We start from the raw sequence: 25,393 nt of genomic DNA, 5'->3' as shown, positions 1-25,393 counted from the left end.
ATTATTTATTAATCAGGACATGCCTGAGTATTCAAACACTGCCAACTAAAGGTAGCTCCTCCATCTGTGGATGTATACATCTTCAGACAGTTGTTGGTTATATCGTACACCAGCATACCTTCAACAAAATTAGATGGGGGAATTCCTACTGGTTCATTGGATGCATTAAAGGCAACACGGTTTACTACAAATCCTTTAGTTTTAGATTCAAGCACCATCCATGCTCCTTTACGAACCATCGGCCAATTATCCGGGTCGGCTATACCCGCTCTGCTTAGTGAGGTAATACCTACTTTACTATCCAGTAAGGTACCCCCTGTAAGCCCTGGTTTGTAACAATATGCTGTACCATCAGTCACAATAAGACATTGTGGAACAATGGTGGTGGTATTAAGAATACCACCTTGCGGAATGGTAATATTTGAAGAGCCGTTTGTAAAAGCAGAAGGATTGGTTGTACACGACACATTAAGCTCACCAGATACGTTTGTTATATCCACAGTAATAGTTGCACTTTCTCCTGGGTTAAGCAGCAATCCTGAAACCGTAACATGCCCAGTGTTAGGATCAGCAGTTACAACTCCACCTGTGCCACCAGTAATAGAAGCATTAGGCACAGCCGCAACTTTTATACTGCTTGGAAGATTATCCGTAAAATCAATTGATTGAAAAACAGCATCTGCCGCATTGTTGGTAACCGTCCATATATAAGAGGTAATACCTCCATCTGGTATGGAATTTACAGATAAGTTTTTTGTTAATACTGGAGGGGTTGCCACATCTATTGATATAAAGTAAGACCCACTTACCACAACATCTCCCGATCCATATTGTTCAAAAACTACATCAACAGGGGTTGAGGAAGGGGCAAGAATTCCTGTGATATCAAAAATATCTGCATCAAAGTCATAACTTTCTGCTGGACCATCCCCCCAATTCCACTGGCTTATCGGATTACGTGCCGTATAGTTTCCAGAAATTGCTGGGCCTCCGTCTGCCGATACATTATTATTGACAGCCCATGCAATAGAGCTATTCATTACATCAGTAGTCGATCCTGTCATAGGGTCTTTCAGATTTGTTAATGTAGTGCCTACTTTACCAAACCTCAGATAATCTGCCCCGGGTCTGTCACCATAAGTTCCCGTTATTCCTATTACTCCCTTTACGGTACCTGAAGCTGGAATTTTCACCCCAGAAACAACCTTTGTAATAGTTGTAGGGGGAGAAATCTGCCAGGAGTCTGTTACCAAAACGTGTCTATATTTAGAGTTGGCATTTTTATAAACAACAATCATCGACCATCCTCCCATATAAATATAAGCTGGCGCCGGAGTAGGCTGTGCCACAAAATATCTACCTCCAGCTCCTCCTCCCGCAGTACTTACATATCCGTTTGCAGGAATCATGGAGGTAATATCCCATATCATCTGTGCGTACCCGTTGGTTCTGTTAGCTATGCTCGTTGCAGCTGTCAAAGTAGTGTATGATGTGCTTCCTGGAACTTTCAGCATCACTGAAGTGAAATTAGCAGCTCCACTTTTTTCTGCTGACAGCAATACTTTTTCAATGGTGGATCCTGGCGGTAAAATAAGATCTGCCGATGTAGACCAGGTTGTAGTAGGATCATCATCCACATCTGGTACTATTGCTGTAGTACTTCCCGCATTAGCTCTGTACCAAGAATTCCCTATCATAGTTACTCCCCCTTGTATAACATCGTTATATCTAATTGTAGAGATTACAGGAATTTGATAATCCTCTATTTCTCCAAATGCCACAACAGGAGAGTTTGCAGAATTAGTCGCTGTCGTTGCGCTATTTCCCACACTCCTTTCATCAATTAAAGCACCTCCACTTGCTGACGTTGTGAAATCAACTAAACTTAAATTAGAAAGTCTAAGTCTTAAATAAATCTTCAAAGTTCCATTCACAATTGTAGCAGTTTGTGCCGCCGTCCATGTTAAGGTAATATTTGTATTAGAAGTCGCCGTTGTTGTTGCTGTTGCCACTTCTCCTACTTGAAAACGTCCATCTCCATTCAGATCAAGCCAACCGTATAAGTATTTAGTTCCAGCTAATGTTGAAGGGATACTCACAGGTACTGTGATACTATAAGACGTCTCTCTATCTACGCTTGCAAAAGCAGTAAGCCCATCCTCATCTGCCGTTCCGTCGGCATTATCTCCTGCGGTATTATTTTCATTAGGAGATACAACTGATGCAGGAGCACTTTCCACATCCAGAAGACTTCCTAAACTAAAGCCTGTTAGTGGTGCATGTAATGCAGGTAAAGGATTACCGTCCTTATCATTCTCAAAACTGGTAGGTACATCTCCATAATCAAAAGTATTCACTACTTCGATTTGATAATCTTCTACTTCTCCATTGGAAGCCGTACTGAAATCCGAGGCATTCGTTGCACTAGCTGCTCCATTACCTACACTTCTTTCATCGATTAACGCTCCTCCGCTCGCTACTGTGGTAAAATCTACCAAAGCACGATCTGAAAGCCTTAATCTCATATAAAGTTTGGTTACCCCAGAAACAATTGTCGCTGTTTGTGCTGCTGTCCAGGTAAGGGTTCTATTGGTAGCTCCCGTTACTGTAAACGTTGTAGTTGCAACTTCTTCTGCCTGGAACTTACCATCGTTATTAAAATCGATCCAACCATATAAATATTTGGTTGCTGTAGTAGGATTGGTAACTGGAACCGTTAAAACATAAGGAACACCAGCCCTAATCTGATTAGCAGATACATCAATTGCATCTTCATCACTACCATCACCATTTGTACCATTATTATCCGCACCTGCCGCTACACTAAGCGGAGACAGCTCAAGATCTGGAACTATACTTCCCAAGCTAAGCCCAGCAAGAAGACTGTGTCTTGCTGGAACATATACTCCATCTTTAGTATTATCATAAGAAACAGGTGTATCACCATAATCATATCCTGCAGCCATTACACTATTCCAGGTACTTCCTACATGGATGCCATCCACCTCAAGAGTCGGCGCATTTACAGCTGTACCCTGCATTAAGGCCACTGCAGAAAAACTTGAAGCGTCAGTTCCTACCGCTGCTGTATATTCAACTGTTGCAACCGCTGGCTCTGCTGCCGGCCCTGGATTAACATATAGTTTTACACCATCATTCGTTGTGCCGGTAACCACCTCATATTTTAATACAACCAAAATATTGGTATTAAATGGCCTTACCGTTGTTTCGTACACAGGTGTTCCTCCTGTTCCTCTCAGTACTCCAAAACTAAAGCCCGTACCATTAGCTCTTATAAACAGCTTGGCTCCCACGGTCGTAGCAGGAGCTGTCGTAGTACCAATGGAATAAAAGAAATCCCCTGTGGCATTTGCTGCTGATACGTTAACAATTAAAGAGGAATAAATTGGTGCATTGGTAGCAGTAAAGGACCTGTATACATCCTGCCCGTTGTTGGTAATGGAAACCTTGTTTCCCATTCCGTTACCCAAAGAGCCGACATACGCCAGGTTTCCACTGGAAACCGCAACATTATTGGTACCCGTACCTGCAATAGCTACCCAATTGGCAGAAGTAAGCAGGGTACCTGGTGCATAGTTGAAATTCTCAGAAAGAACCGTCTGCGCCCTAACAAAGGAAAAGATCATCAGCATGACACACATACAGACGAGCTGAGCACTACGTTTTATTAATGTATAATTTATTAATTTCATTTTTAAGTCAATATAAATTTTTATCATCTTGTGTTTCAATTAATCAATATCTTTTCATCATTACATTTTTTTATTAATTGAAACCTTAGATTACCTGTTTTGTAATATTTGTTATAAACATCACCTAAAAAATCAGGTGATAGTACCTTTAGAATAAGGAGGAGGCCGCAACCTAAATACAGTCAGGAAAATGAAGATTATAAACAATAAAACATCCTTAGACGGAAAATCTATCGGATGTGATAGGTATTTATTAATTACCAAAATATTATATGCTTTTACGGCAATATTTTTCTTAAAGGAAAATTGAATGCTACTAACTACGAATTGGGGAAAAAACTTCCAGGCTCCTGAACCAAAAAAAATGTCGGATGGAAAAATAGAAACAGAACTCTTTCTATTTATATCAGGTTGCTTTTTTTCTTTAACAACAAATTTTTCCTGAAGCTTATGTGGAGAAGTCAATTTTAGTTTCGAAGGAGTCGTTTTTTTACGAATGATTTTAACAACTGATTTATCTAAACCTGTTATTATAGTATTTTCCACCACATAAATTGCCGTCTTTTCCTGAGAAACCTTCGAAACAACCGAATCGGAGAAATACAGTACAGCACCTCCCGAGACTGTAAAACCAGAGCCATTACCAGCTTTAACAAAGGCACACACGTGAACCAGAAATAAAAAAATCCATTTCTGAATGATAATTGAAGGATGTATTTTTTTTATCATTTTTCGCTCAATTGTGTAAGTGTAGTCCTAATTAGACTACAATTTCACAACTCAACACTTTGTAGTACTTATTTGGCAGATGATTGCGGATTTAATAATTTCAAACAATAAACATTTATAACATAATTATCAATAAAACTAGAGACTATGCAAAAACAAAAAATCAGAGGTAACAACTTAAACACTAATCACATATATAGAATTTTTTTTACTATATTTGCCTCATAAAAGTAGTCTAATTAGGACTATTAATTTGTTTATATTTGCAGAAAATATTTACATTTTATGAATTTTGATTTTTCGTTGTCTGGAAATGGAATAAATAAGAATATTGATTTATGTATTATTGACAATCGATTCGAAAGATTAACTATTTCAACTCAGTTGGGCATCCCTAAGGCTGAATGGGACTATGAAAAACAACGTCCTTATAATATATACCGAAAGAAAAATAAATTACTAAACAAAAAACTAGATACTATTAAGGTAATTCTTTCGGAATACATCGAAAGCACTATTTTGCAAAAGAAAAAAGTCACTTCTAAAAAAATAGAAGACATTATAAATATAATCTGCTTCCAAAATAATTTTGAGAACTCAGAAGATTCTTTACTTTTCTATATAGACCAGTACATCAGTACACGCTATGGAATAATTTGCAGTTCTACTTATAAAAGATATAAAGTATTTTATAATCTCATTGAACGTTTTGAAGGTTTTTTGCAGTCGAAAATAAAAATAGACAAGATTGATAACAATTTTGCCAAAGAGTTTCTGCTTTTTGGAAGAAATGAGTCTTATAGTGAAGCCACCATCTTCCGTACCTTAAAATTTATCCGTACTATTTTGAATTTTATAGAAAAACAGGGTAAGGCTACAAGTATACGTAATTTTGAATTTAAAAAAGAAAAACAAGAAAAAGAACTTATTACTTTAAATGAAGAAGAGCTACTACGAATTAAAAATACAAAAGTCCCAGAAACTCTACAAAGCTCTAAAGACTGGCTTCTCATTAGTTGCTATACAGGTCAGCGAATTTCGGATTTTATGAATTTTTCTAAAGACAAGCTTTTGGAAATCGAAGGGAAACTTTGCATTAATTTTACGCAACAAAAAACAGGTAAAAATATTTTCCTTCCTCTACATCCGATAGTTCTGGAAATTATTAATAAAAACAATAACAACTTTCCTAAACCTCTAAGCCCTCACGTTTATAACAGGAATATAAAAAAGATAGGAAAAATAGCTCACATTGATACAAAAATTAAAGCGAGAAAAAGAATCGGGCACAGGGTAAAGAATCTTAATATAGAAAAATGGGAAGCATTAACCAGCCATATTGGAAGGAGAAGTTTTGCTACCAATTTTTATGGTAAAATTCCTACCTCACTTCTGATTAATGCCACAGGACATGGAACTGAAAAAATGTTCCTAAATTATATTAATCCTATTGATAAAGATCAGATTCTGGGTTTAGGTAGATATTTTGAACAAACTTACAACCCCAAAACGCGGTAAAAAAGCAGGGATCTTTCATCAAATTTAAAAAACTTTATGGCATTCTGTTGCTAAAAATCTATCCACTTATTTTCCTATCACACAAATCCATAACTGTTGTCAAATACAAAAATCTTTCTTTGGTTTGAATATAAGTAATATGAGAAACACAAATATGTGGAGGATCGATGGTTCGAGCACAAAAGAAGTAGCCATTAAAAATCAAACACTTACATCAACTTGTGAGTGTTTTTTGATCTCTATTTTTGGATTTCACAAAGCGATAGCTAACTTCTATAAAATAATTACAGAAAAATACCCTTTGTCTCCAAGCAACGTTTAACCGGATAATTGCTCTCTTATGTCTTTTAAATAATGGATGATATATACAGAAGCGGGACTTAAATCTACACTTTGAAAAATACCGCTAAGAGAACAGACTGCATGAATTTTGTAACCGTAAAAGTGCATTTGTTGAGAAGAACAAAACATCTAAGATTCTTTTGTAATTTGCATATAAGTTGTCCATTGCAAATGTTTTGACTTTAATTCAATTTATTGATTTTCAATCAAATGAAAAACTTTTTACTTTTTTTATTCATAATGTACAACGGAATATATAAAAGTTAGCTTTGATTTAGAAACATTAAACAAAATATCAATTGCTAAAACACAACTTATGAAGAAACTATTTGATGATGAGTAGAGTGATGATCTTTCCTAGTTCAAGATCATAAGATTTAAGCAAGGGATTTATAGGTCATAAAACGCTTTGGATAACCATATACTCTCCTGATTACCCAACTGGTTTTAGTTTAATAGTAATGATTTTATTCTCAGAAATGGTTTTTAGTTTTGTGACCCATTTAGGATTAAATGGAATTACTTATCCTCATAAAAAGATATTATTCTGAACATAGAAAAGTATACCCCATACATTTTCAGGAATTTAATAGTAAGTTTACAAAATGAAAAGACAGTTACCGATATTACTATTTGTAGTTTCCTTTTTATTTGGTATAAATCTCTGTTCATCACAAACGAGATTTACCAATACTAAAACAAAATATGCAGAACGTGAAATAGACAGTCTGCAAAATGCTATTACTCCTTTCCTTAGGAGCCAAGGCAAGTTCCAAGAAGTTATATCCTTAAATAAAAAATTAATAGAAAGATCAAAAGAGCTTAAATATTCTAGAGGAGTTGTCAGTGGTTATATTCACATTGCAAATGTCCTTTTTCTTGTTGGGAAATACGATGAAAGTCTTCGTTTTTTACAGTTGGCAGATAAAGAGAATAACAGACAGGATTATTATTTGTCAAGTTGGTTGGCTATTGAATTTGGAAACAACTTTGATGTATTGGGGTTTAAAGAAAGAGCAAGTAAAGACTTTAGTAAAGCCATACAGTATGCATCAAAAATTGATAATGATTTGAATAAGAAAAGAATGCTTTCGTATGCATATAACCGGAAAGCTGTTTGTAAATATATTGCTGAGATTCCAGATTCTTCACTTTATTATTTAAAAAAATCTGCAATTATCCTTCCCGAAGAACCTAGTTCCACCATAAATGTTGGTGATTGGTATGCAATAAGAAATCAAGCGGATTCAGCAAAACATTATTTTCATAAGGCTGAAGAAATTATTAAAGATAGGCCCGATTTTATTTATCAGAAAGGAAGCCTTTATTGGGCGTATGGAACTTTATACGATGCCGATAAACAATACAGCAAGGCTATTGATTCTTATAACAAGGCCCAAAATATTTTTCAGCAACTCAATCAGCCTAATGATTTAATGATCTTATACAAATTAATGGCTAATACATATGATAGCATGGGAATGAAGAAGCAGTCAGAAGTGTATTTTTATAAACATACTTCCTTAAAAGACAGCTTGAGTAATATTAAACAACCTGCACTGGATACATCTGTAATCTATTTTTTGGAAGAGCAGGAAAAAGAGAATCTTTCCTCTCGTTATCGTTTGTATTATATTATTGTAGGAATTAGTATAGTCAGTATTATTGTCGCGTTGCTAGGGCTAACTTATTATAAAAAAAATAAAAGAAAAAGTATTTTAATTGACGAAAAAGATGAAGAAACAGAGTCACTTAAACAGAAAGTGAACGAGAGTTTTGAGGAGATCATACAATTGGCCAAAAACAACAGCCCTGAATTTTGGGGGCGGTTTCAGGAAATATACCCTGAATTTCGGGAAAGAATCCTTGAGATTAATCCTAACCTCAAGACTTCAGAACTTATTCTGTGTGCCTATATTTATTTGGGGTTTAATACCAAAGACATAGCAGAATATACTTTCAAAGCAGTACAAACCATAAAAAATAACAAATACAATCTTAGAAAACGATTAAGTATTCCGCCTCAGAAAGATATTGTAGTTTGGATAAGAAAACAAACGGAGTCCTAAAGTTTTATGATATTAACAAAATTGCCAACTGATTAGTTTTGGTTGGTTCTTGTTTAAGAGATGTTTCTTTGAGAGAAGAACTTTATTTAGAAATTCATGCTTCTCAATTGTTCATAAAGCTCAACACATTATGTTATCTATAATAATCAATTTGACAAATGATTTCCAATTCATCATTAACGGTTTTTTCACTTGTTTTTATATGAAGTTCATGATATACTTCGCAGTTCGATGACAGAAAATTTTCTGAGTAAACTTTTGTCAGACATCGTCATCATAGAGTTACTTAGAATATTTCTACTTTTTGTGTAAAGTCTTTATAAAATTGACACATAATTGTAGGGGATAGAAAAATTGTGTCAAAAGAATTCCTTTTATTTTACATAAGTTAATGAAATTGAGTACTTTTGAACTTGACAAAAATTAGAAGCCTACACAATTTTACGCCTAACAGAACTTTTTCTAATCTTATGAGGCGAATATGATAAATTTTTAGAAAGTTTTAATAAATAAAGAAAACGATATGAAAAATCAGCTGAGATTGTTTTTCTTTTTGTTATCATTCAGTATATCCTATTCTCAGAAGTTGTCTCCTGTGGAAATAGATAGATTACAAAATGAAGATTTATATCTCCAGAAAGGCAAAATATATGAAGGAATTGAGCATAGTAAAAAGACGATACAATTATCAGAAAAGATAAATTATGCCAAAGGCAAAGCAAGAGGATATATCCAGATTGCACAATATCTTCATAATCTAGGGAAATACCGTGAAGAACAACAATATCTGGACAAAGCAGAGGTGTTGTATCCTGAGTATAAAGATGACCCGATATTATCATCATCGTTTTTTACTGCCTATGGAAGAAATTATTATGAACTGGGGTTGATTGGAAAATCCAATGAAACTTATAATAAAGCCCTAAGAGAGGCTTTAAAAATAAAAGACAACACACAAAAGCGAAAATGTCTACACTATATTTATGGAAACATGGTAACCAACTTTGGGATACTTCAAAATAGAGACTCATCCTACTATTATATTCATAAAGCGTACAAGAATATGCCGAGGGTAATAGAAGTAACCAATCTTATAGATTATTTTATTTTGCAGAAAAATCAGGATTCCGCAAAATTTTACCTAGATAGAGCCGAAGATCTTTTAAAAATATCACCGGATATGTTTGACCATATAGTATTCAACTATATGTCAGCACGTTACTATCAAGATAAAAAGGAGTATAAGAAAGCACAGACATTTTATGAGAAATCTCTCGAACTGTCTGTTAAAATGAAGAGACCTAAAAATATAATGAAGAATTATAGAGGATTAGCCGATGTGTATAATCTACAGAATAATGTCTATAAAGCTAACGAATATTTACATAAGTATACAAAACTTAAGGATAGCTTTGCCCAAAATAACCTTATAGCTTTACAAACTTCCGAAAAAAAAATTGTTTCGGATGAGAAAAAACAGCGTGAGGCTTCGAAAAGGAAAATGTCTTATATTTGGGGAGGTTTGTTATTAGCAACTATTATTATAATAAGTATATTAAGTTTCTTGCATTACAGGAAAATCAGAAAAAAAGATTTATTGCTGAAAGAAAGTAATAATGCCATTTTACAAAAAAATAATCATGTAAAAGAGCTGGAACAAAAAATCAATGAAACCTTCGAGGAGATCATACAATTGGCCAAAAACAACAGCCCTGAATTTTGGGGGCGGTTTCAGGAAATATACCCTGAATTTCGGAAAAGAATCCTTGAGATTAATCCTAGCCTGAAGACATCAGAACTTATTCTGTGTGCCTATATTTATTTGGGATTTAACACAAAAGACATTGCACAATATACATTTAAAGCAGTTCAAACCATAAAAAACAACAAATACAATCTCAGAAAACGGCTAAGCATTTCTCCTCAAGATAATCTCACTGTTTGGATAAGAGATCGTACAAACGCCTAACTATTTAATTTTATATCAGTTACAAAACAAGGTACTTTGTTGGTACCTTGTTTTTTTGATTTCAAGCATGACTTGTTTTGCTTTGTATACCTAGAACCACAAAAAAAATTTAAACACAAATGAAAAAATTCCTTCGCAAGAAGATATAATAGTATGAATAAGAAACCACACGGATAGATCCCATGTCTCAAATTTCGCAACCAAAATTAATTAATACTAGGCTTTAATGTGAAATCAATCGAGACCAAAAACCCAAAACCATTTCAAAAAACACACAACTGCAAACAACTAAAAATCAATGCAATATACTTAACAGTACCTTATTGGTACCGATGCTTTTTGCTTAAACTGAAATATTTTTAGTGATTTGTATGCAGAAAACACAGCCTCATGTACTGATGAAAAAATACAGTATTTCTACTCACTATATAATGCACATTTCCACTCTTCATATGGTGCATATTTTCTCATGCATATTAAGTAAGTTGACATTGGGAAAAAATATTTACTCAACACATAATGTTTAATATAACAAAAATTAATTTTGATGAAAAAAAATGTAATTATTTTAGGAACTATTTTATTCTCCACACTTGCTTACTCACAAGTTGGAATCAACACATTAACACCAGCAGCAACCTTAGATGTAGTAGGTAAGCCCTCAGACACTTCCAAATTAGATGGAATTATCGCTCCTCGTTTATCAGGAGATGAGCTTTCGGCAAAAACCTATACGCCTACCCAAACAGGAGCATTAGTATATGTAAATGCTGCTGCAGGTTCTCTTACCGGTCAGGTGGCCAATGTAGATGCACCCGGTTATTACTATTTTAATGGAAGTGTTTGGGTAAAATCTGGCGGTGGTTCCGGTGGAGCGGATACCGAGCCATGGTATAACCAGCTAACAAATACAGGAGCTACCAGCAATGTACAAAACGTTTATATGGGAGGTAGTGTAGCAATTGGTAAAACCTTCAACCATGGAGGTCCTGCTACTAGTGGTGGTACTATGTTAGATGTACAAGGTGCTGTACGCGGTGGTTCCAGTCCAGAAGGCTCCGTAGGAGAATCCTCTGTTGGCTTTGGTGCTCAGGTAGAAGCCTCTGGTGATTATTCAGCCTCATTTGGTCTGGCATCAGTAGCAAGCGGTAAGGCCGAATTTGTAGCGGGAACTTTTAATGCCATTACCACAGGAAGCACAGCAATCCTTCAGGTAGGGAATGGAGCCGACGGTGCAAGATCTAATGCTTTAACTATCCTAAAAAATGGGAACATTGGTACAGATCTAGCCATTGCTCCAACTGAACGATTAGATATAGGCTCTGGTAATGTACGTATCAGAGATATTAATGCCAACACAGGAACTTCTGGTGACAAATATGTTGTGGCAGATGCCAACGGTGTACTAAAAACTGTTACAGCCTCTCCTACAACAGCTCCTATGAATGTTACTTACCAGACAGGTAACTATACTGCATCGGCTACTGATGACATTATTTTATACACTACTGTAGCCGGTTTTAATCCTGTTTTAACCTTACCGACAACCGGAGTTCAGGTAGGTAAGAAAATATATATTTCTGTTATAGGGGACACATCAGTAGAACTTAACCCGTTACCGAGGGAGACATCTAATGTACTATGCTATCCGGGACAGGGTAATATTTTAATTTATACAGGTGATGCCACCTCCCCATGGTCTATTATATCAGGCTATTAACCAAAAACACAATTAACATAACTTAGTTAAAAAGGATGAAAAAAGAAATAAAACAAATTATACTAATCGGGGGAATGCTATGGAGCGGAATAGCCCAATCACAGGTAAGAATAGCTAACAGTAACTTGAACATTGCTCTTCCCGGAAGTTCAGCTTTTATAGATGCTTCTTCCAATCTCACCTATAATTCTACCACCAATGTAGGTAAAGGATTGCTTTATCCCAGAGTGGATTTGTCTGTATTTACAGCCTTTGGAGGTGTGCCGATAGGTATTCCAGGCTCATTTCCTACTTACTATGATGGGTTTGTGGTATACAATATAAAAGAAGGAGGAATAGCAGGAGTAGGTACTACACAAGGAACCTTAGCTCCTGGGTTTTGGTATTATGACAATAAATCCGGAACCATTAACGGAGGTACTTGGAAGCCTCTTGGTCTGTCATCAGAAGGTACATCCATTACCAATGCGTTAAGCAGTACAGCCAATACACTTACTTCTACAGTGAATGGAGTATCGGCAACTGCACCTGTTGTCAATACCAATACACTTTCCTTATCTGGAAGTAATATTACTAGTATAGTGAATGGTGTATTAAGTAATTCTTTGGATTTAACACCTGCAATTTCAACAGCAACCACCAACAGCTTAACCTTGTCTGGAAATAATCTTACCAGTACAGTTAACGGAGTTGCCTCCACGGTAAATATTTCCTCACTTGGAGGAGGAGGTTCTGATACGACAAATGTTTTGAGCAGCTCAGGAAATACTATGACCTCCACAGTTAACGGAGTAACAGATACTGCGCCTATCATCAACAGTATTATCAATACAGTTTCAGGCAATACACTGACAACAAGGGTAAACGGAGTTTCCTCAAGCTCCGTTACTCTTCCGCAGGGCGTAAATATTTACAATTCTGATGGAGCATTAACTGATAACAGAATGGTTTCAACTAACAGAAAAATGCTTTGGTTTCAAAACGGAATTATTAATGATAATAACCATATAGCATTTGATGTTAATGCTACAATTTCTGGAAATACAAGGATTATTACCAGGGGAAGTTCCACATCAATGGTAAGAGCTTTAGTAAACTCAAACCGTATGCTGGATATGGAACTCTTAAGTAACGGTAGCTCTAGATTATTCTCTACAGGAAGTACAGAACTTTTTGTAGGGACTAATACAGCTTCAGGGCCATTAGTTTTTGGAGTGGGAACAAACAGGGCAATATTAGCAACTAATGGAAATTTCGGAATAGGTTTAATCAATCCTTCCTACAAATTGCATGTTGCAGGTGATGCAAAAGCCGATAGATTTATTTCTAATACGAATTACTATCCAGATTATGTGTTTGAAAACTATTATAAAGGAACTTCTGCTATTAACCCCAATTATAGTTTCAAACAATTGAATGAAGTAGAAGAATATATAAAAGAAAAAGGACATTTACCTGGCTATGATTCTATTGAAGATGTCAGGAAAAACAATATGACCATTGATGTTGGGGAAAATTCAATAACCAATATGGAAAAAATCGAAGAGCTTTATCTACACGTTATTGAACTCAATAAACAAATAAAAGCATTACAGCAAAAAAATGAGCAATTAGAAAAGTTGTTAACTAAACAATAAAAAACACCTTACTTAACCTAAGATGTGTGTTAGAAGTTGTGCTTCTTTCTCCTTTTCGAGATAGAAGCTCCAACTCTAATTAATGAAAAAACGTCATACAATTAAAAATTTACACATTATGAGAAATTCAGTTTTAATCCTATTCATAGGTATTTCTGGGTTTTCCTACTCGCAGGTAGGAATCAACACAGAAATACCAGCAACAACATTGGATGTAGTAGGTAAGCCCTCAGACCCCTCCAAATTAGATGGAATCATTGCTCCTCGTTTATCAGGAGATGAACTTTCTGCTAAAACATATACGTCTGCCCAAACAGGTGCATTAGTATATGTAAATGCTGCTGCAGGTTCTCTTACCGGTCAGGTGGCCAATGTGGATGCACCCGGTTATTACTATTTTGATGGAACCGTTTGGGTAAAAACTAGCGGATCGGATACAGAGCCATGGTATAACCAGCTAACAAATACAGGAGCTACCAGCAATGTACAAAACGTTTATATGGGAGGTAGTGTAGCAATTGGTAAAACCTTCAACCATGGAGGTCCTGCTACTAGTGGTGGTACTATGTTAGATGTACAAGGTGCTGTACGCGGTGGTTCCAGTCCAGAAGGCTCCGTAGGAGAATCCTCTGTTGGCTTTGGTGCTCAGGTCGAAGCCTCTGGTGATTATTCAGCCTCATTTGGTCTGGCATCAGTAGCAAGCGGTAAGGCCGAATTTGTAGCGGGAATTTTTAATGCCATTACCACAGGAAGCACAGCAATCCTTCAGGTAGGGAATGGAGCCGACGGTGCAAGATCTAATGCTTTAACTATCCTAAAAAATGGGAACATTGGTACAGATTTAGCCATTGCCCCAACTGAACGACTAGATATAGGCTCTGGGAATGTACGTATCAGAGGTATTAATGCCAACACAGGAGCTTCAGGTGACAAATATGTTGTGGCAGATGCCAACGGTGTACTAAAAACCGTCACGAAACAAACTGCATTGTTGGTGGGTGGTGATCTTAGCGATGCGTTGCTCAGTACTTCTACTATAACAGCTCCTTCTGGAGGAAACACTTTTACCTCAAATGTTCTGGGGACCTATACGCTCAATATAACACAAAAATCACTGGTAAGCTTTAGTTATGATGTAAGTTATTCATGGAGTCCTCTTTCAACAATAGACAATGGGGCTCCTCGCATGGCTGCAACTTATATGCAGTTTACCGCTAAACCAGCATCAAGTACCATAGCTCTCAATACTGCATTTGCCAATCAGAGACTTCCTATTACTGCAAGTACTAACGTAGGCGCTCCTGGATATTATTTCCATAGTACCTCTGCAAGATTGGTTTTGGAGCCCGGTAGTTATACAGTAGAACTCAGAGGAGGGCTTTATTCTCCTTCCGGACCAGCAACGCTTACCTTTGGAGGGACTCAGGATAATATAACCATTGTTGCAGACCCTATTTTTTAAAAAATAAATTAACCTATTGTATTTACGATTTAAATTGAAGACTATTAACAATTAGATAGTCGAGTTTCCAAGTCTGGAATTTTTGGTTCTTTCGGTTTAACACAAAAGAGCAGATATTTAAACAGCTATGTTTTTATTTCTAAATGCACAACATTTTAGTTCATGAAAAAATTAAACTTTTTAATTTCAATCTTTGCTGTATTTTTATTCCTCTCTTTAGGAATGAACATGGTAAAAGCACAGGATTTTGATGGTGATGGTATTACAGATACTGTCGACATTGATGATGACAATGATGGTATTCCGGATGCGGAAGAATCTCCTAATTGTTTCTATAACTTTTATGAGGCTAACAGAATAGCATCTGTAACTTCAGCTTTGAACGGAGCTGTAGGAGATCCTCTGGCAGGAAGTGATATTCCGTTATTATATAATGACAATACCAATGACGGAACGGTTCTCACAGCCTATAATTTTGCCGCTCTACAGACCATTACTACGGGAACAGCTCTATTTACCATCCAGTATCCGACAGCGGTTATTATAAAATCCTTGGCAGTTACTCAGGCAAGCAGCGGAATGGCAGCGAGCGGATTTGCAAAATTATATGGCTCCAATGATGGAAGCGCTTATACACTCCTAACCACAGGGAGCGGGATAAGCATATCCACTTCCACTGTCACGTTCACCAATACTTCAACAACGGCCTATCAGTATTATCAGATCAGGTATATTGGAACAGCTTCTGGAGGTAATGCCACCTCAGTAACAGCAGGAACAGCTGCTATCCACGAAATAACTTCGCTACTTGCCACAACACCTGCTTATAATCCTTCGGCTCATCCGAAACTAGGGTCTTGTATGGATGATATTGATGGAGATGGCTCCCCTAATCACCAAGATATAGATAGTGATGGAGACGGATGTTCTGATGCTTATGAAGGGGGAGCTACCAATAATAAAACCCTTAGTACGTTGCCGGGACCTTACGGAGCCAATGGCTTAGCCAATTCCGTAGAAACCACTGCAGACAGCGGACGCGTAAATTATATATCTACTTATGCTAAATATGCTAATAATTCTTCTCAGGTTCTGTGTATGGATACCGATAATGACGGGGTACCCAATCCTATTGACGTAGATGATGATAACGATGGAGTATTGGATACCACAGAAGGAGATTTTTGTGGAAGGATAAACAGAAATATCAAGATAGGCTATTTGGCAAGTGGTGTAGGTGATGATGGTTTACCTATCAATATGTTATTGAACCTGAAGAATTTTGGGCCATATGGCACCTATAATAAAGTTGCGGGGATTACACTGGTTCCTTTTGCTACCGAAGCCAGTATCACAGAGGCAGCTTTGCTTGCCAATGAAATAGATGTGTTTTTTGTAGGTTCTACGGTCAATAATTCTACAGCCAGCGGAGAAAAAGTTTCCACAGCGCTTAATACCCTGCTGGCTAACTGGGCAAAAAATAATAATAAATCCATATTTGCGGTTCAGAATAATGCGTGGGATTACGGTTATATTCTTGCCAATAATAATGCGAATCCCAATACTCCAATCGGAGCAATTGGTATTAATACCTATACCAACGGCTATTGGCCTGCTACGTCTTTAATTCAGTCAGGAGGAGTACAGATGACCATTTATTCTACAACAAGACCGTTTGACATACTGATGGCCGATGCCAATCTGAGACCAGTCGTTGTTACCGATAAAGAATATAACTTATTAATCTTTCCAGATGCTACAATATTCAATGATAATGATGGTATCGTAACTCCATCTCCAACCTCAAATGACCAGAAAACCATAGCAGATACCTGGACCTATTTCTTTGACAGAATTGTGGCTACCCAATGTACCACATTGGATACTGATGGAGACGGAACACCGAACCATTTAGATCTGGACTCCGATGGAGATGGTTGTAGCGATGCTATGGAAGCAGCGGCGACCACCTCATTAACTGCTAATTTTGCTTTTGTTTCCCAGGCTGGTACGACAACAGATGCCAACAGCGACGGTTTGGCTGACATTATAGATGCTAATAAAAACGGAATTCCAGATTATTTAAGCTTTTATGATCCTAGAGCACTGGATAATACCACTAAAACATGTTTAGACAGTGATGGAGATACTATTCTTGATATTAATGATTTGGATGATGATAATGACGGAATTCTGGACATCAATGAAGGCAATGCCTGTGACGGCACACTCGACAGAAACCTAAGAATTGGTTATGTAAATACAACAACAGGACAATATGGACTGATGATGAATATGTTAAACAATCCTGCAAATTTTGGTCCTTCAGGTACCTATAATAAAATTCCGGGAATTACCTTTGTTCCATACGCTTCGGAAGCAGCCATTACAGAATCCCAGTTATTGGCAGATAATATCGATATTTTCTATTCGGGCTCTACCAATAACGTAGATAAACTGTTGACAACAACGAATGCGATATTAGCAGATTGGGCAGATAATAACAACAAAGGCATTATTTCTATGCAGAATAACGCACTTGACTTTGGCTTTCAGCTTACCAGTAACAATCTAAACCCAGATACCCCTTATGGAAATACCGGTGAAGCTGTATTTATCAACGGATATTGGCCACAAGCTACTTTTAATCAATCTGGAACCGCACAATACACGGTCACTCCTATTACAAGAGACTTCGAAGCTATCATGGTAGATGTGAATGGTAAGGCCGTTTTTGTCCGTGATTTAAACAGAAAGCTAGTGGCAATTTCAGATGCTACAATTTTTGGTGCACCAAATCAAACACAGCCTAACATCGGTAGTAATATTACAATGAGAATAGCAGCGGATGTATGGGCATATGCTTTTGATGTCTATTTAGGTAGTCTGGATATCTGTACCTCTATGGATACTGACGGAGATGGTATTCCCGATCATTTGGATCTGGATTCGGATAACGATGGTTGTTTAGATGCTTTAGAAGGAGATGCAAATATCACTTCCAGTCAATTGGTTACTGCCGCAAGTGGTGTTTCTGTAGGGTCAGGGTCATCTGCTTCTAATATGAACTTGTGTGCCAGTTCTTCATGTGTGGATGTAAGCGGAATTCCTACAGTTGTAGGTACCGCAGGTCAAGGCATAGGAGACTCACAGAATGCTGCCGTAAACTCAGGTTGCTTCTGTTATAAACCTGGGGTAACCTCTGGTACAACCTTAGAGACCAAACATGGTATTACTGCATTAGGAAGAGCGGGAACAAATAATGATAACTGGCCAATGGTACGTAAAGGAGCATGGTCCGCTTTAGAATCCAAAGAAAAAGGATTGGTGATTAACAGGATACCAACAACTGCAGAGGTAGAGGCGATTTCTAATCCAGTGGAGGGAATGATGGTATATGATGAAGAAGCAGATTGTCTGAAAATTTATACGACTAAAGACAATGGAGCTACGTTCAGTTGGCAGTGCTTTAATACCCGAGCTTGTCCAAATTAATAAAAACACACAAATGCTTATATAGAACTGATGGAAGGCATTTAACTTTTATAATTAAAGGCCTCCGGAAGTTAGAATTAATTAAATTTTTTTAAAATGAAAAAAATCACAATAATATTTACCATCCTCATTACCTCTTTATCAATAGCACAAGTGGCAATTGGTAAGAATGGTATAACTAAATTATCTGATGGTGTTACCCCAAACCCTAGTATCTCTTTGGAGTTTTATGATGCTGCAGATAATGCAAAAGGAATAGTAGTTCCCTGGGTATCTACAGTTGCTGATAATCCCGTGATATATAATGCTACAACGAGAGCTGGCTATCGAGGAATGCAGGGAGCAATAGTAGACGGAACCATCATTTTTGATCTTTCGGATAAGAAGATGAAATATATGAAAGATGGTTCGTGGTTTGATCTTACTGGAAATATTGTCTTTCCTTTAACGGTCAAAGATTCTTCGAATAACGACATTACATTTACCGCTTTCAATACTATTGATTCTTCTTTACAAGACAATAAAAAGGAGCAGGAAAATGCCAAAGCAGCCATCGGAATCAATAGTGCTACGGATACAACTACAGGGATTTTAGTACTTACCGATACTGACAAAGCAATGGTTTTGCCGAAAGTAGCAAGTCCACACCTTAACATTATCAACCCTTCTGCGGGTATGATGGTATATGATACAACAGCCAAACAATTAGCAGTTTATAATGGAACTGTTTGGAGTTTCTGGAAACCATAACGCAAATTCAATAAATGAACGTTTTTTTATAGACTGCATTCATAGAACATTTTCAACCATTTAAAGAAAAGCAAATGAATTTCAAAAATATCCATATCGGAGAAATGATGGAAAAAAGGGTTGCAGAAAGTGGAATAGAAATATCCCGCATCTGTAATTTCCTGAAGTGTACAGAAGATGATTTGAAAAAAATGTATGGTGCTCATAGCATAGATACCGAAACTCTTTTGCGTTGTAGCAAACTTTTAGAGTATGATTTTTTCAGAATCTATTCGCAGCATTTGATATTGTATGCACCACCGTCTGCGGAAGAAAGAAATGAAAAACAAAGTAGCAAAGAAACAAAGCTTCCTCAGTTCCGGAAAAACATTTATACCAAGGAAATCATTGAATTTATTCTAGAAGAGATTGAATCAGGAAAAATGACAAAAACACAGGTGATTGAAAGATATAGGATTCCCAAAACAACATTATATAAATGGATCAGTAAGCATAAGACATAATTGAATTCTTAAAACCTGAAAAATCCAGAAGAAATCTTCTAGGCAAAAGTGCCGATGAGATAGAAAGCAGATACAATCTTCTTCCACAGCAGCAGGATACAGAAGAGAAAGTGTATGTACCGCAAACATATTTTGGGGATTTTTTAAGAAGCGACTGTATTTGTTTTTTCATCAAGGAATGATACGAGAATATTATATAGGTTTGTTATTGTACTTGACAGTTCAAAATATGAATAATACTAGTAATTATAGCTTGGATGTATCTATTCTCCTTGGGAAAACCCATCAACAATCATTGAGGTTTTAGGAGACATAGTAGAAAAATAGAAATTAAGATTAAATATTGATTCCTCAAGCAGATATGGTGTTCCAAATAGGCACTGTAAGATACTGGCGGACAGAATAGTTATCTTCTAGTACGTTGCACAGCGTAGTCGTCCGCCAATTTCATCAATGTATTTCGCCGACGCACCTAAGCAATGCATCGGCATTTTATAAAAACAAAAATTTTATACATATGAATACAATTAAAAACAGACCCAATTATCAGAAAATTTACCATGATATGATTATGAAAAAGTTTCCTGATCAAATGGATAATTTCAAAACATTATTGGGTCAGGAGAATCTCTCCACCCTAACTATTCTGAAAATAAATGATAAATTGTTCGGAATGAAGAATAGAGAATCATATCTTCAAAATACAAAACTGGCTTCCTATACCAAGTCCGACATCCTACAAATGCTAGACTACCAAAGGAAAAACCAACTAAATAATACACAACTTGCCAATCACTTTGGATTAAGCAGAAATACCGTAGGGAAATGGAAAAAGAGATTTTTAATCTAGCTCAATTTTACTTAAAGAACATATTTGGTAAATTTGGTGTATTACTTAGAGCAAATCAAATCGTTCCATCGCACTAATTTTAATTTTATCAGCAATATCTATGTAAGGTTTCATTGCGCTATAATCACTATCCCAGTTTGTTTGATTACCACTTGTGGTGAAATACACAAAGATAGAGCATTACAAATAAACGTTCTGTGACCAATGTGCGTTCTAAGCAAAGAATATTTTGGAAGAGCTTCATCAATTCTGTCTTTTCATCTATAATAAGTTTGAGTGACAGTTTCGTTGATTTCAGCCAATTCAGCAATTCTTTCAAATACTCATTCATTTTTTGATTGCTGATCACGTGAAGAGCTTTATTATCAGCGAAGTCTTCTGACTCTTATTTTTTAAAATTTTGCGACTATGTTCATTTAGTTCATTCACTGAATATCACCTCTAACCGCTTCGAAATGGTGTCAATAGGATGAGCAAAAAAGACTTACAGCAATGTAGGTCTTTCTTTTATTTTAAAAGTCTTATTTTTTCTCTAATTATCCATAATTTAAAGTACTGAAAAATAGCAAAATACCTTCTAAAAGCCTTTAAACAAGAGAATTTTTCAATTATTTACAATTAAAAATTTGCTTAATATTAATATTCATATTATATTTGCATCACTTAAAACAACAAGGACATTCCTCCTTAGCTCAGTTGGTTAGAGCATCTGACTGTTAATCAGAGGGTCGCTGGTTCGAGCCCAGCAGGAGGAGCAAAAAAGACTTACAGAAATGTAGGTCTTTTTTTATTTCTACTCAATTTCTGTGGGTTATCCTTATGTTTAGGGGATTTCACAATATTCTAAATATTCTATTTCCCATATTTTTATTAAATAATAGGCTTCCAAAAAGGTATACCTTCCTTTTAGCTTTGGAACACCATAATTTTTTAAGAGCTGGAACACCACTTTTAAACATTGGAACACCATTCAAACCTCTATTAATTCTACAAAATTATGAACACTATAAGCATACTCTTTGTATTAGACAAAGCAAAGACAAACACTAAAGGTTTAGCCCCATTAAGATGTAGAATAACATATTTGGGAGAAAGAAAACCATTTGCTACAGGATTATTCATTAACCCTAAATATTGGGATAGTAAACAGCAGAAAACTAAACCACCCAATGAAGAACACAATTATATCAACAACCAATTAAGCCTGATTAAGAATAAGATTAATCAGGCTTTTTTATTACTCCAGCTCCAAGATGAAAACTTTGATGTAGATGATATTTACAGACAATACAGGGGTGAGACTCTAGTGAAAGATTATTCTTTACTAGAGTACTACAAACTCTATCTTGAAAGACTTAAAAAGCTTATAGGAATTGATATTAAACAACCTACCTATGATAAGTTTGAGTATATTAAAGATGATCTGGAAGAGTTCATAAGATTCAAATTCAAGAAATCAGATATAAAGTTAAAGGATTTAGATTTTGACTTCATTTCAGAGTTTGAATATTATTCTAAAACTGAGCTGAAACATAGTCAGATTACTATTAACAAAGCTATTCAGAGAATTAAGAAAGTAGTTAAAAAAGCTGTATCACAGAAGCATATAGAATCTAATCCTTTTGAGGAGCATACACCTAAAAAAGTGCATCCTAAAATAATATTCCTCACTCAAAAAGAACTCAATCAGTTAGAAAATCATATATTCCAGTCTGAAATATTAAATAAAATCAAAGACTGCTATCTATTTTGTTGTTATACAGGATTAGCATATAAAGAAATGTTTGAACTTAGGAAAGGAGATTTAATTACTAAGCCTGATGGAATTACATGGATCTATAAAGAGAGAGGAAAGACAGGAAGAAATTTCTCAGTTCCCCTAATACTTCCCAAAGCTCTTGCTGTTATAGCTAAATATTCTTCTGAAAGTGAATATCTATTACCCAGAGTAAGCAATCAATATTTTAACAGACTACTTAAGGAAATAGCCTCTGCACTAGAAATATCTAAAAAACTTACCCACCACACAGCAAGAAAAACTTTTGCTTCCACAGTCTTATTGAGTAATGATATCCCTATGGAAGTTATATCTAAACTTTTAGGTCACTCTAAGATTAACACTACACAGGAATATTATGCAGAGATAATGCCTGAAAAATTAAGCTTGCATTTAAGAGAATTGGAAAAAAAGTTGAATCATTAAAAAAGAATGAAATAACAGTGTTATATTTATTAATTATTTATAACACTGTTAATCTTAATATTTATGAATGTTAATGACCATTTTAATGATTTTCCAATAGATTATTTTAATCTTGAAGTTCTGAACTTTATTGATAATGTAGGTTTAAGAAACATTGAAGAAGCTAATGCACATTTGGAAAGATCTGAACAATTAATAACAAAGGAAGAACCTCTAGAGCTTAATTCTTATGGATATATTAAAGATTCTCTTTCAGAAAAGTTAAATTTAAATGTAAGGAATACCTCTGTCATAAATTGTGCTGTTGGGCAAGGAAAAACAACTGCAATTTTAGAAATAGTTAAAGAACATATACTTAGCAATGCTAACACATATATAATCATAGCAGTGCCTTTAGTGAGCTTAATTTCTCAATATAAAAAGGATTTATTAAACTTGGGATTCACAGAAGAACAAATATACTCCTATGAAAACATTAGAAATAAAGATCAAATTGATTATCTAAATCCTCTTTTTAGAATCCATTTAGTTACAGTCAATACTTTATTAGGAAACCCTGGAGACAATGCTCCTTTACAATCTGAAGCTAAGAATTCTTATTTGCAGAAACTTTCAAAGCAATTTGGAGATAATAATAAGAAAGTAATATTTATTTATGATGAAATACATGAGGCTATCAGAAATTTTAGCAAAATTGGAGAGGCTCATTTATATTATTTTTCCAAAGTTATAGCAAAAAACATTTTATTAAGTGCTACCTATAATGTACAATCTATTCCAGTAATAAAAATGCTATCAAAATTAACTGATAACAAGATTCAAATCCTAGAGTCTAAAAGAGAGGTTATAAATGAGCAAAGTAGATTATTTTTACATTTCACAAACTCATACAACACATCAAGTCATACTCCTATTTCACAATTAGTCAGACAGTTAATCAGAGAAGATAAGAATATAGATATTTTATGTTATTCAAAAAAACTATGCAAGAACCTTCTAGACCCTAATACTGAACCTGGAAACTTACTTACTGAAAAATTTGGTACACTAAGAGATTGTACATCAAATCTAGAAGATAACCAGAATAATACTGATGAAGATATTTCTACTAATAGATATGACAATAATTTTTGTAATATTGGAACCAACTTTAAATCTGGTGTAAGCATAAATAAAGAGGATCATGCTTTCATAATAATTCTTCCTCCTAAATCTAAAGGTCCTTATTTTTCTAACAATGGAATCTTCACAGAAGGAATAAATTCTGTTATTCAATCCATTGCAAGACAAAGAACAATTGGAGAAATACATATTATTTTACCACATCCTATTTTAATGGATTATAGTTCTTTAAGAAATATGTCTGAAGATCAAAGGAATCACTTTATACAAGCTTATAATGAAATAGCTATTGATCCTAACAGAACTAGGAATAGAAATGGAGTAACTACACCACTAGTTAGATATATCCCATTTTCAGAACATTTTGAGATTATCAGTAATAAGTATTCTGAGTTAATAACAAGATTAATGATTCCCTATTTAAGAAATTCTAACTTAGACATTCCTGACCTTTATGATTATATCATGGAAAATGGAGAAATGATTCTAACCTTAGAAGGATTTCTTGGTAAGAACCTATCCAGTTTTGTGACTTACTCTGCCTTTACTAATCAATTTTACAATGCAAGGTTAGCTGGATTTTATTATGCTCCTGCATTAGATGAAGAAGAATTTAGAGAAGTTATGAGAATAGCATATGAGGAATATAATGAGGATTCAAATAACACACATAAACATTTGTCAGTTAAATATAGAGAACTAAGAGATAAAATAATTGGCTCTATCCCATTAAGCTATGATTCAAACACTGTAGCAAAATTAAAAACAGAGATTTATAAGTATGTGACAACACAAGCTGAAATATCAGGAATATTCCCTAGAAAATTACCTTTGAAGTATCTTGCTGTTGAATATGCAAATTTTAATGACAACTCTACTCCTGAAAGGAGAAATTTCTCTGAAAAGATTAAAAGTTTTATAGACAAGGTACATAACAGTATGATAGCTAGTGTAAATAATGAGCCTGCATATTTTAAAAACTATGAAGAAGTTAAAATCTTTGAAAATGAAGAAAATGAACTTTTAAACTTAATTCAAGAGATTAAAGAGAAAAATCCTGCATTAAAATTAAATGGTGCTAATTTCTTCAGAAACATAAAACTGGAAGATATTGCCCCAAAATTTTATTATTATATTATTGATTCATTCTATGAAACTGCAAGTTATAGACCCAGAGATGGAGAAACACAAAAAAATTACAAAAGAATAGTTTAATAAAATGAGTTGCTTTTTGTAATCTAACATATATAAGTAATTACAATTTTTTACTCAATACATCATGAACACCCAAGAGTTGGGTGTTTTTTTATG

The 25,393-nt window shown here is 35.2% G+C and carries 14 protein-coding genes, 1 tRNA gene and 1 pseudogene; 13 read left to right on the top strand and 3 right to left on the bottom strand.

What is annotated here, in order from left to right; translation table 11 throughout:
• Positions 1–8 precede the first annotated feature (8 nt).
• Both OH806_RS06120 and OH806_RS06115 read right to left on the bottom strand, forming a co-directional pair.
• Complete coding sequence (locus OH806_RS06120) at positions 9–3,713, bottom strand: GEVED domain-containing protein (RefSeq protein WP_264742783.1); 3,705 nt, start codon at positions 3,711–3,713, stop codon at positions 9–11.
• A 132-nt stretch (positions 3,714–3,845) separates the two neighbouring features.
• On the bottom strand, positions 3,846–4,442 hold the full coding sequence (locus tag OH806_RS06115) for a hypothetical protein (RefSeq protein WP_264742782.1): 597 nt from the start codon (positions 4,440–4,442) through the stop codon (positions 3,846–3,848).
• A 285-nt stretch (positions 4,443–4,727) separates the two neighbouring features.
• Here OH806_RS06115 and OH806_RS06110 point away from each other — a divergent pair, with 285 nt between their 5' ends.
• On the top strand, positions 4,728–5,960 hold the full coding sequence (locus tag OH806_RS06110) for a site-specific integrase (protein ID WP_264742781.1): 1,233 nt from the start codon (positions 4,728–4,730) through the stop codon (positions 5,958–5,960).
• Between the two features lie 321 nt (positions 5,961–6,281).
• Here the strand turns inward: OH806_RS06110 and OH806_RS06105 are convergent.
• A pseudogene (locus tag OH806_RS06105) lies at positions 6,282–6,428 on the bottom strand (IS982 family transposase); the annotation flags it as partial.
• Positions 6,429–6,907: 479 nt separating this feature from the next.
• On the opposite strand from OH806_RS06105, the gene OH806_RS06100 reads away from it, so the two are divergent.
• The 12 genes from OH806_RS06100 to OH806_RS06040 all read left to right on the top strand — a co-directional run bounded on the left by OH806_RS06100 (position 6,908) and on the right by OH806_RS06040 (position 25,297).
• Entirely contained in the window at positions 6,908–8,371 is a 1,464-nt protein-coding gene (locus tag OH806_RS06100; protein WP_264742780.1) for a helix-turn-helix transcriptional regulator, read from the top strand.
• Positions 8,372–8,894: 523 nt separating this feature from the next.
• Entirely contained in the window at positions 8,895–10,340 is a 1,446-nt protein-coding gene (locus tag OH806_RS06095; protein WP_264742779.1) for a hypothetical protein, read from the top strand.
• 547 nt (positions 10,341–10,887) lie between these two features.
• Positions 10,888–12,060, top strand: a complete 1,173-nt coding sequence (locus OH806_RS06090) for a hypothetical protein (protein ID WP_264742778.1) — start codon at positions 10,888–10,890, stop codon at positions 12,058–12,060.
• Positions 12,061–12,095: 35 nt separating this feature from the next.
• Positions 12,096–13,697 carry an autotransporter outer membrane beta-barrel domain-containing protein gene (locus tag OH806_RS06085; RefSeq protein WP_264742777.1) on the top strand — a complete coding sequence of 534 codons (1,602 nt, stop codon included), beginning with the start codon at positions 12,096–12,098 and terminating at the stop codon, positions 13,695–13,697.
• A 118-nt stretch (positions 13,698–13,815) separates the two neighbouring features.
• A complete protein-coding gene (locus OH806_RS06080) occupies positions 13,816–15,159 on the top strand; it encodes a hypothetical protein (protein ID WP_264742776.1) in 1,344 nt (447 codons plus the stop codon).
• Between the two features lie 162 nt (positions 15,160–15,321).
• Positions 15,322–18,654: a hypothetical protein gene (locus tag OH806_RS06075; RefSeq protein WP_264742775.1), complete on the top strand. Its 3,333-nt coding sequence runs from the start codon at positions 15,322–15,324 to the stop codon at positions 18,652–18,654.
• A 96-nt stretch (positions 18,655–18,750) separates the two neighbouring features.
• Positions 18,751–19,404 (top strand): hypothetical protein, encoded by a 654-nt coding sequence (locus tag OH806_RS06070; RefSeq protein WP_264742774.1) that lies wholly within the window; start codon positions 18,751–18,753, stop codon positions 19,402–19,404.
• Between the two features lie 74 nt (positions 19,405–19,478).
• Positions 19,479–19,907, top strand: a complete 429-nt coding sequence (locus OH806_RS06065; RefSeq protein WP_264742773.1) for a transposase — start codon at positions 19,479–19,481, stop codon at positions 19,905–19,907.
• A gap of 517 nt (positions 19,908–20,424) precedes the next feature.
• The gene (locus tag OH806_RS06060; protein WP_264742772.1) at positions 20,425–20,757 is read left to right on the top strand and encodes a helix-turn-helix domain-containing protein; all 333 of its coding nucleotides are present in this window, start codon (positions 20,425–20,427) and stop codon (positions 20,755–20,757) included.
• A gap of 681 nt (positions 20,758–21,438) precedes the next feature.
• Positions 21,439–21,512 (top strand) — tRNA-Asn (locus OH806_RS06050).
• Between the two features lie 242 nt (positions 21,513–21,754).
• Entirely contained in the window at positions 21,755–22,960 is a 1,206-nt protein-coding gene (locus OH806_RS06045; protein ID WP_264742771.1) for a site-specific integrase, read from the top strand.
• A 63-nt stretch (positions 22,961–23,023) separates the two neighbouring features.
• The gene (locus tag OH806_RS06040; RefSeq protein WP_264742770.1) at positions 23,024–25,297 is read left to right on the top strand and encodes a DEAD/DEAH box helicase family protein; all 2,274 of its coding nucleotides are present in this window, start codon (positions 23,024–23,026) and stop codon (positions 25,295–25,297) included.
• Positions 25,298–25,393 lie beyond the last annotated feature (96 nt).

This window comes from Chryseobacterium oryctis, assembly GCF_025971925.1.
GTDB lineage: Bacteria > Bacteroidota > Bacteroidia > Flavobacteriales > Weeksellaceae > Chryseobacterium > Chryseobacterium oryctis.
The sequence above is the reverse complement of the archived record's forward strand: the minus strand, read 5'-3'. Positions and strand labels throughout refer to the sequence as shown.

Excerpts from the sequence above, each read along its gene's own strand:
- OH806_RS06110 (WP_264742781.1), top strand. The coding sequence starts at position 4,728 with ATGAATTTTGATTTTTCGTTGTCTGGAAATGGAATAAATAAGAATATT.
- OH806_RS06070 (WP_264742774.1), top strand. The coding sequence starts at position 18,751 with ATGAAAAAAATCACAATAATATTTACCATCCTCATTACCTCTTTATCA.
- OH806_RS06065 (WP_264742773.1), top strand. The coding sequence starts at position 19,479 with ATGAATTTCAAAAATATCCATATCGGAGAAATGATGGAAAAAAGGGTT.
- OH806_RS06040 (WP_264742770.1), top strand. The coding sequence starts at position 23,024 with ATGAATGTTAATGACCATTTTAATGATTTTCCAATAGATTATTTTAAT.
- OH806_RS06075 (WP_264742775.1), top strand. The coding sequence starts at position 15,322 with ATGAAAAAATTAAACTTTTTAATTTCAATCTTTGCTGTATTTTTATTC.
- OH806_RS06090 (WP_264742778.1), top strand. The coding sequence starts at position 10,888 with ATGAAAAAAAATGTAATTATTTTAGGAACTATTTTATTCTCCACACTT.
- OH806_RS06115 (WP_264742782.1), bottom strand. The coding sequence starts at position 4,442 with ATGATAAAAAAAATACATCCTTCAATTATCATTCAGAAATGGATTTTT.
- OH806_RS06120 (WP_264742783.1), bottom strand. The coding sequence starts at position 3,713 with ATGAAATTAATAAATTATACATTAATAAAACGTAGTGCTCAGCTCGTC.
- OH806_RS06060 (WP_264742772.1), top strand. The coding sequence starts at position 20,425 with ATGAATACAATTAAAAACAGACCCAATTATCAGAAAATTTACCATGAT.
- OH806_RS06085 (WP_264742777.1), top strand. The coding sequence starts at position 12,096 with ATGAAAAAAGAAATAAAACAAATTATACTAATCGGGGGAATGCTATGG.
- OH806_RS06045 (WP_264742771.1), top strand. The coding sequence starts at position 21,755 with ATGAACACTATAAGCATACTCTTTGTATTAGACAAAGCAAAGACAAAC.
- OH806_RS06100 (WP_264742780.1), top strand. The coding sequence starts at position 6,908 with ATGAAAAGACAGTTACCGATATTACTATTTGTAGTTTCCTTTTTATTT.
- OH806_RS06095 (WP_264742779.1), top strand. The coding sequence starts at position 8,895 with ATGAAAAATCAGCTGAGATTGTTTTTCTTTTTGTTATCATTCAGTATA.
- OH806_RS06080 (WP_264742776.1), top strand. The coding sequence starts at position 13,816 with ATGAGAAATTCAGTTTTAATCCTATTCATAGGTATTTCTGGGTTTTCC.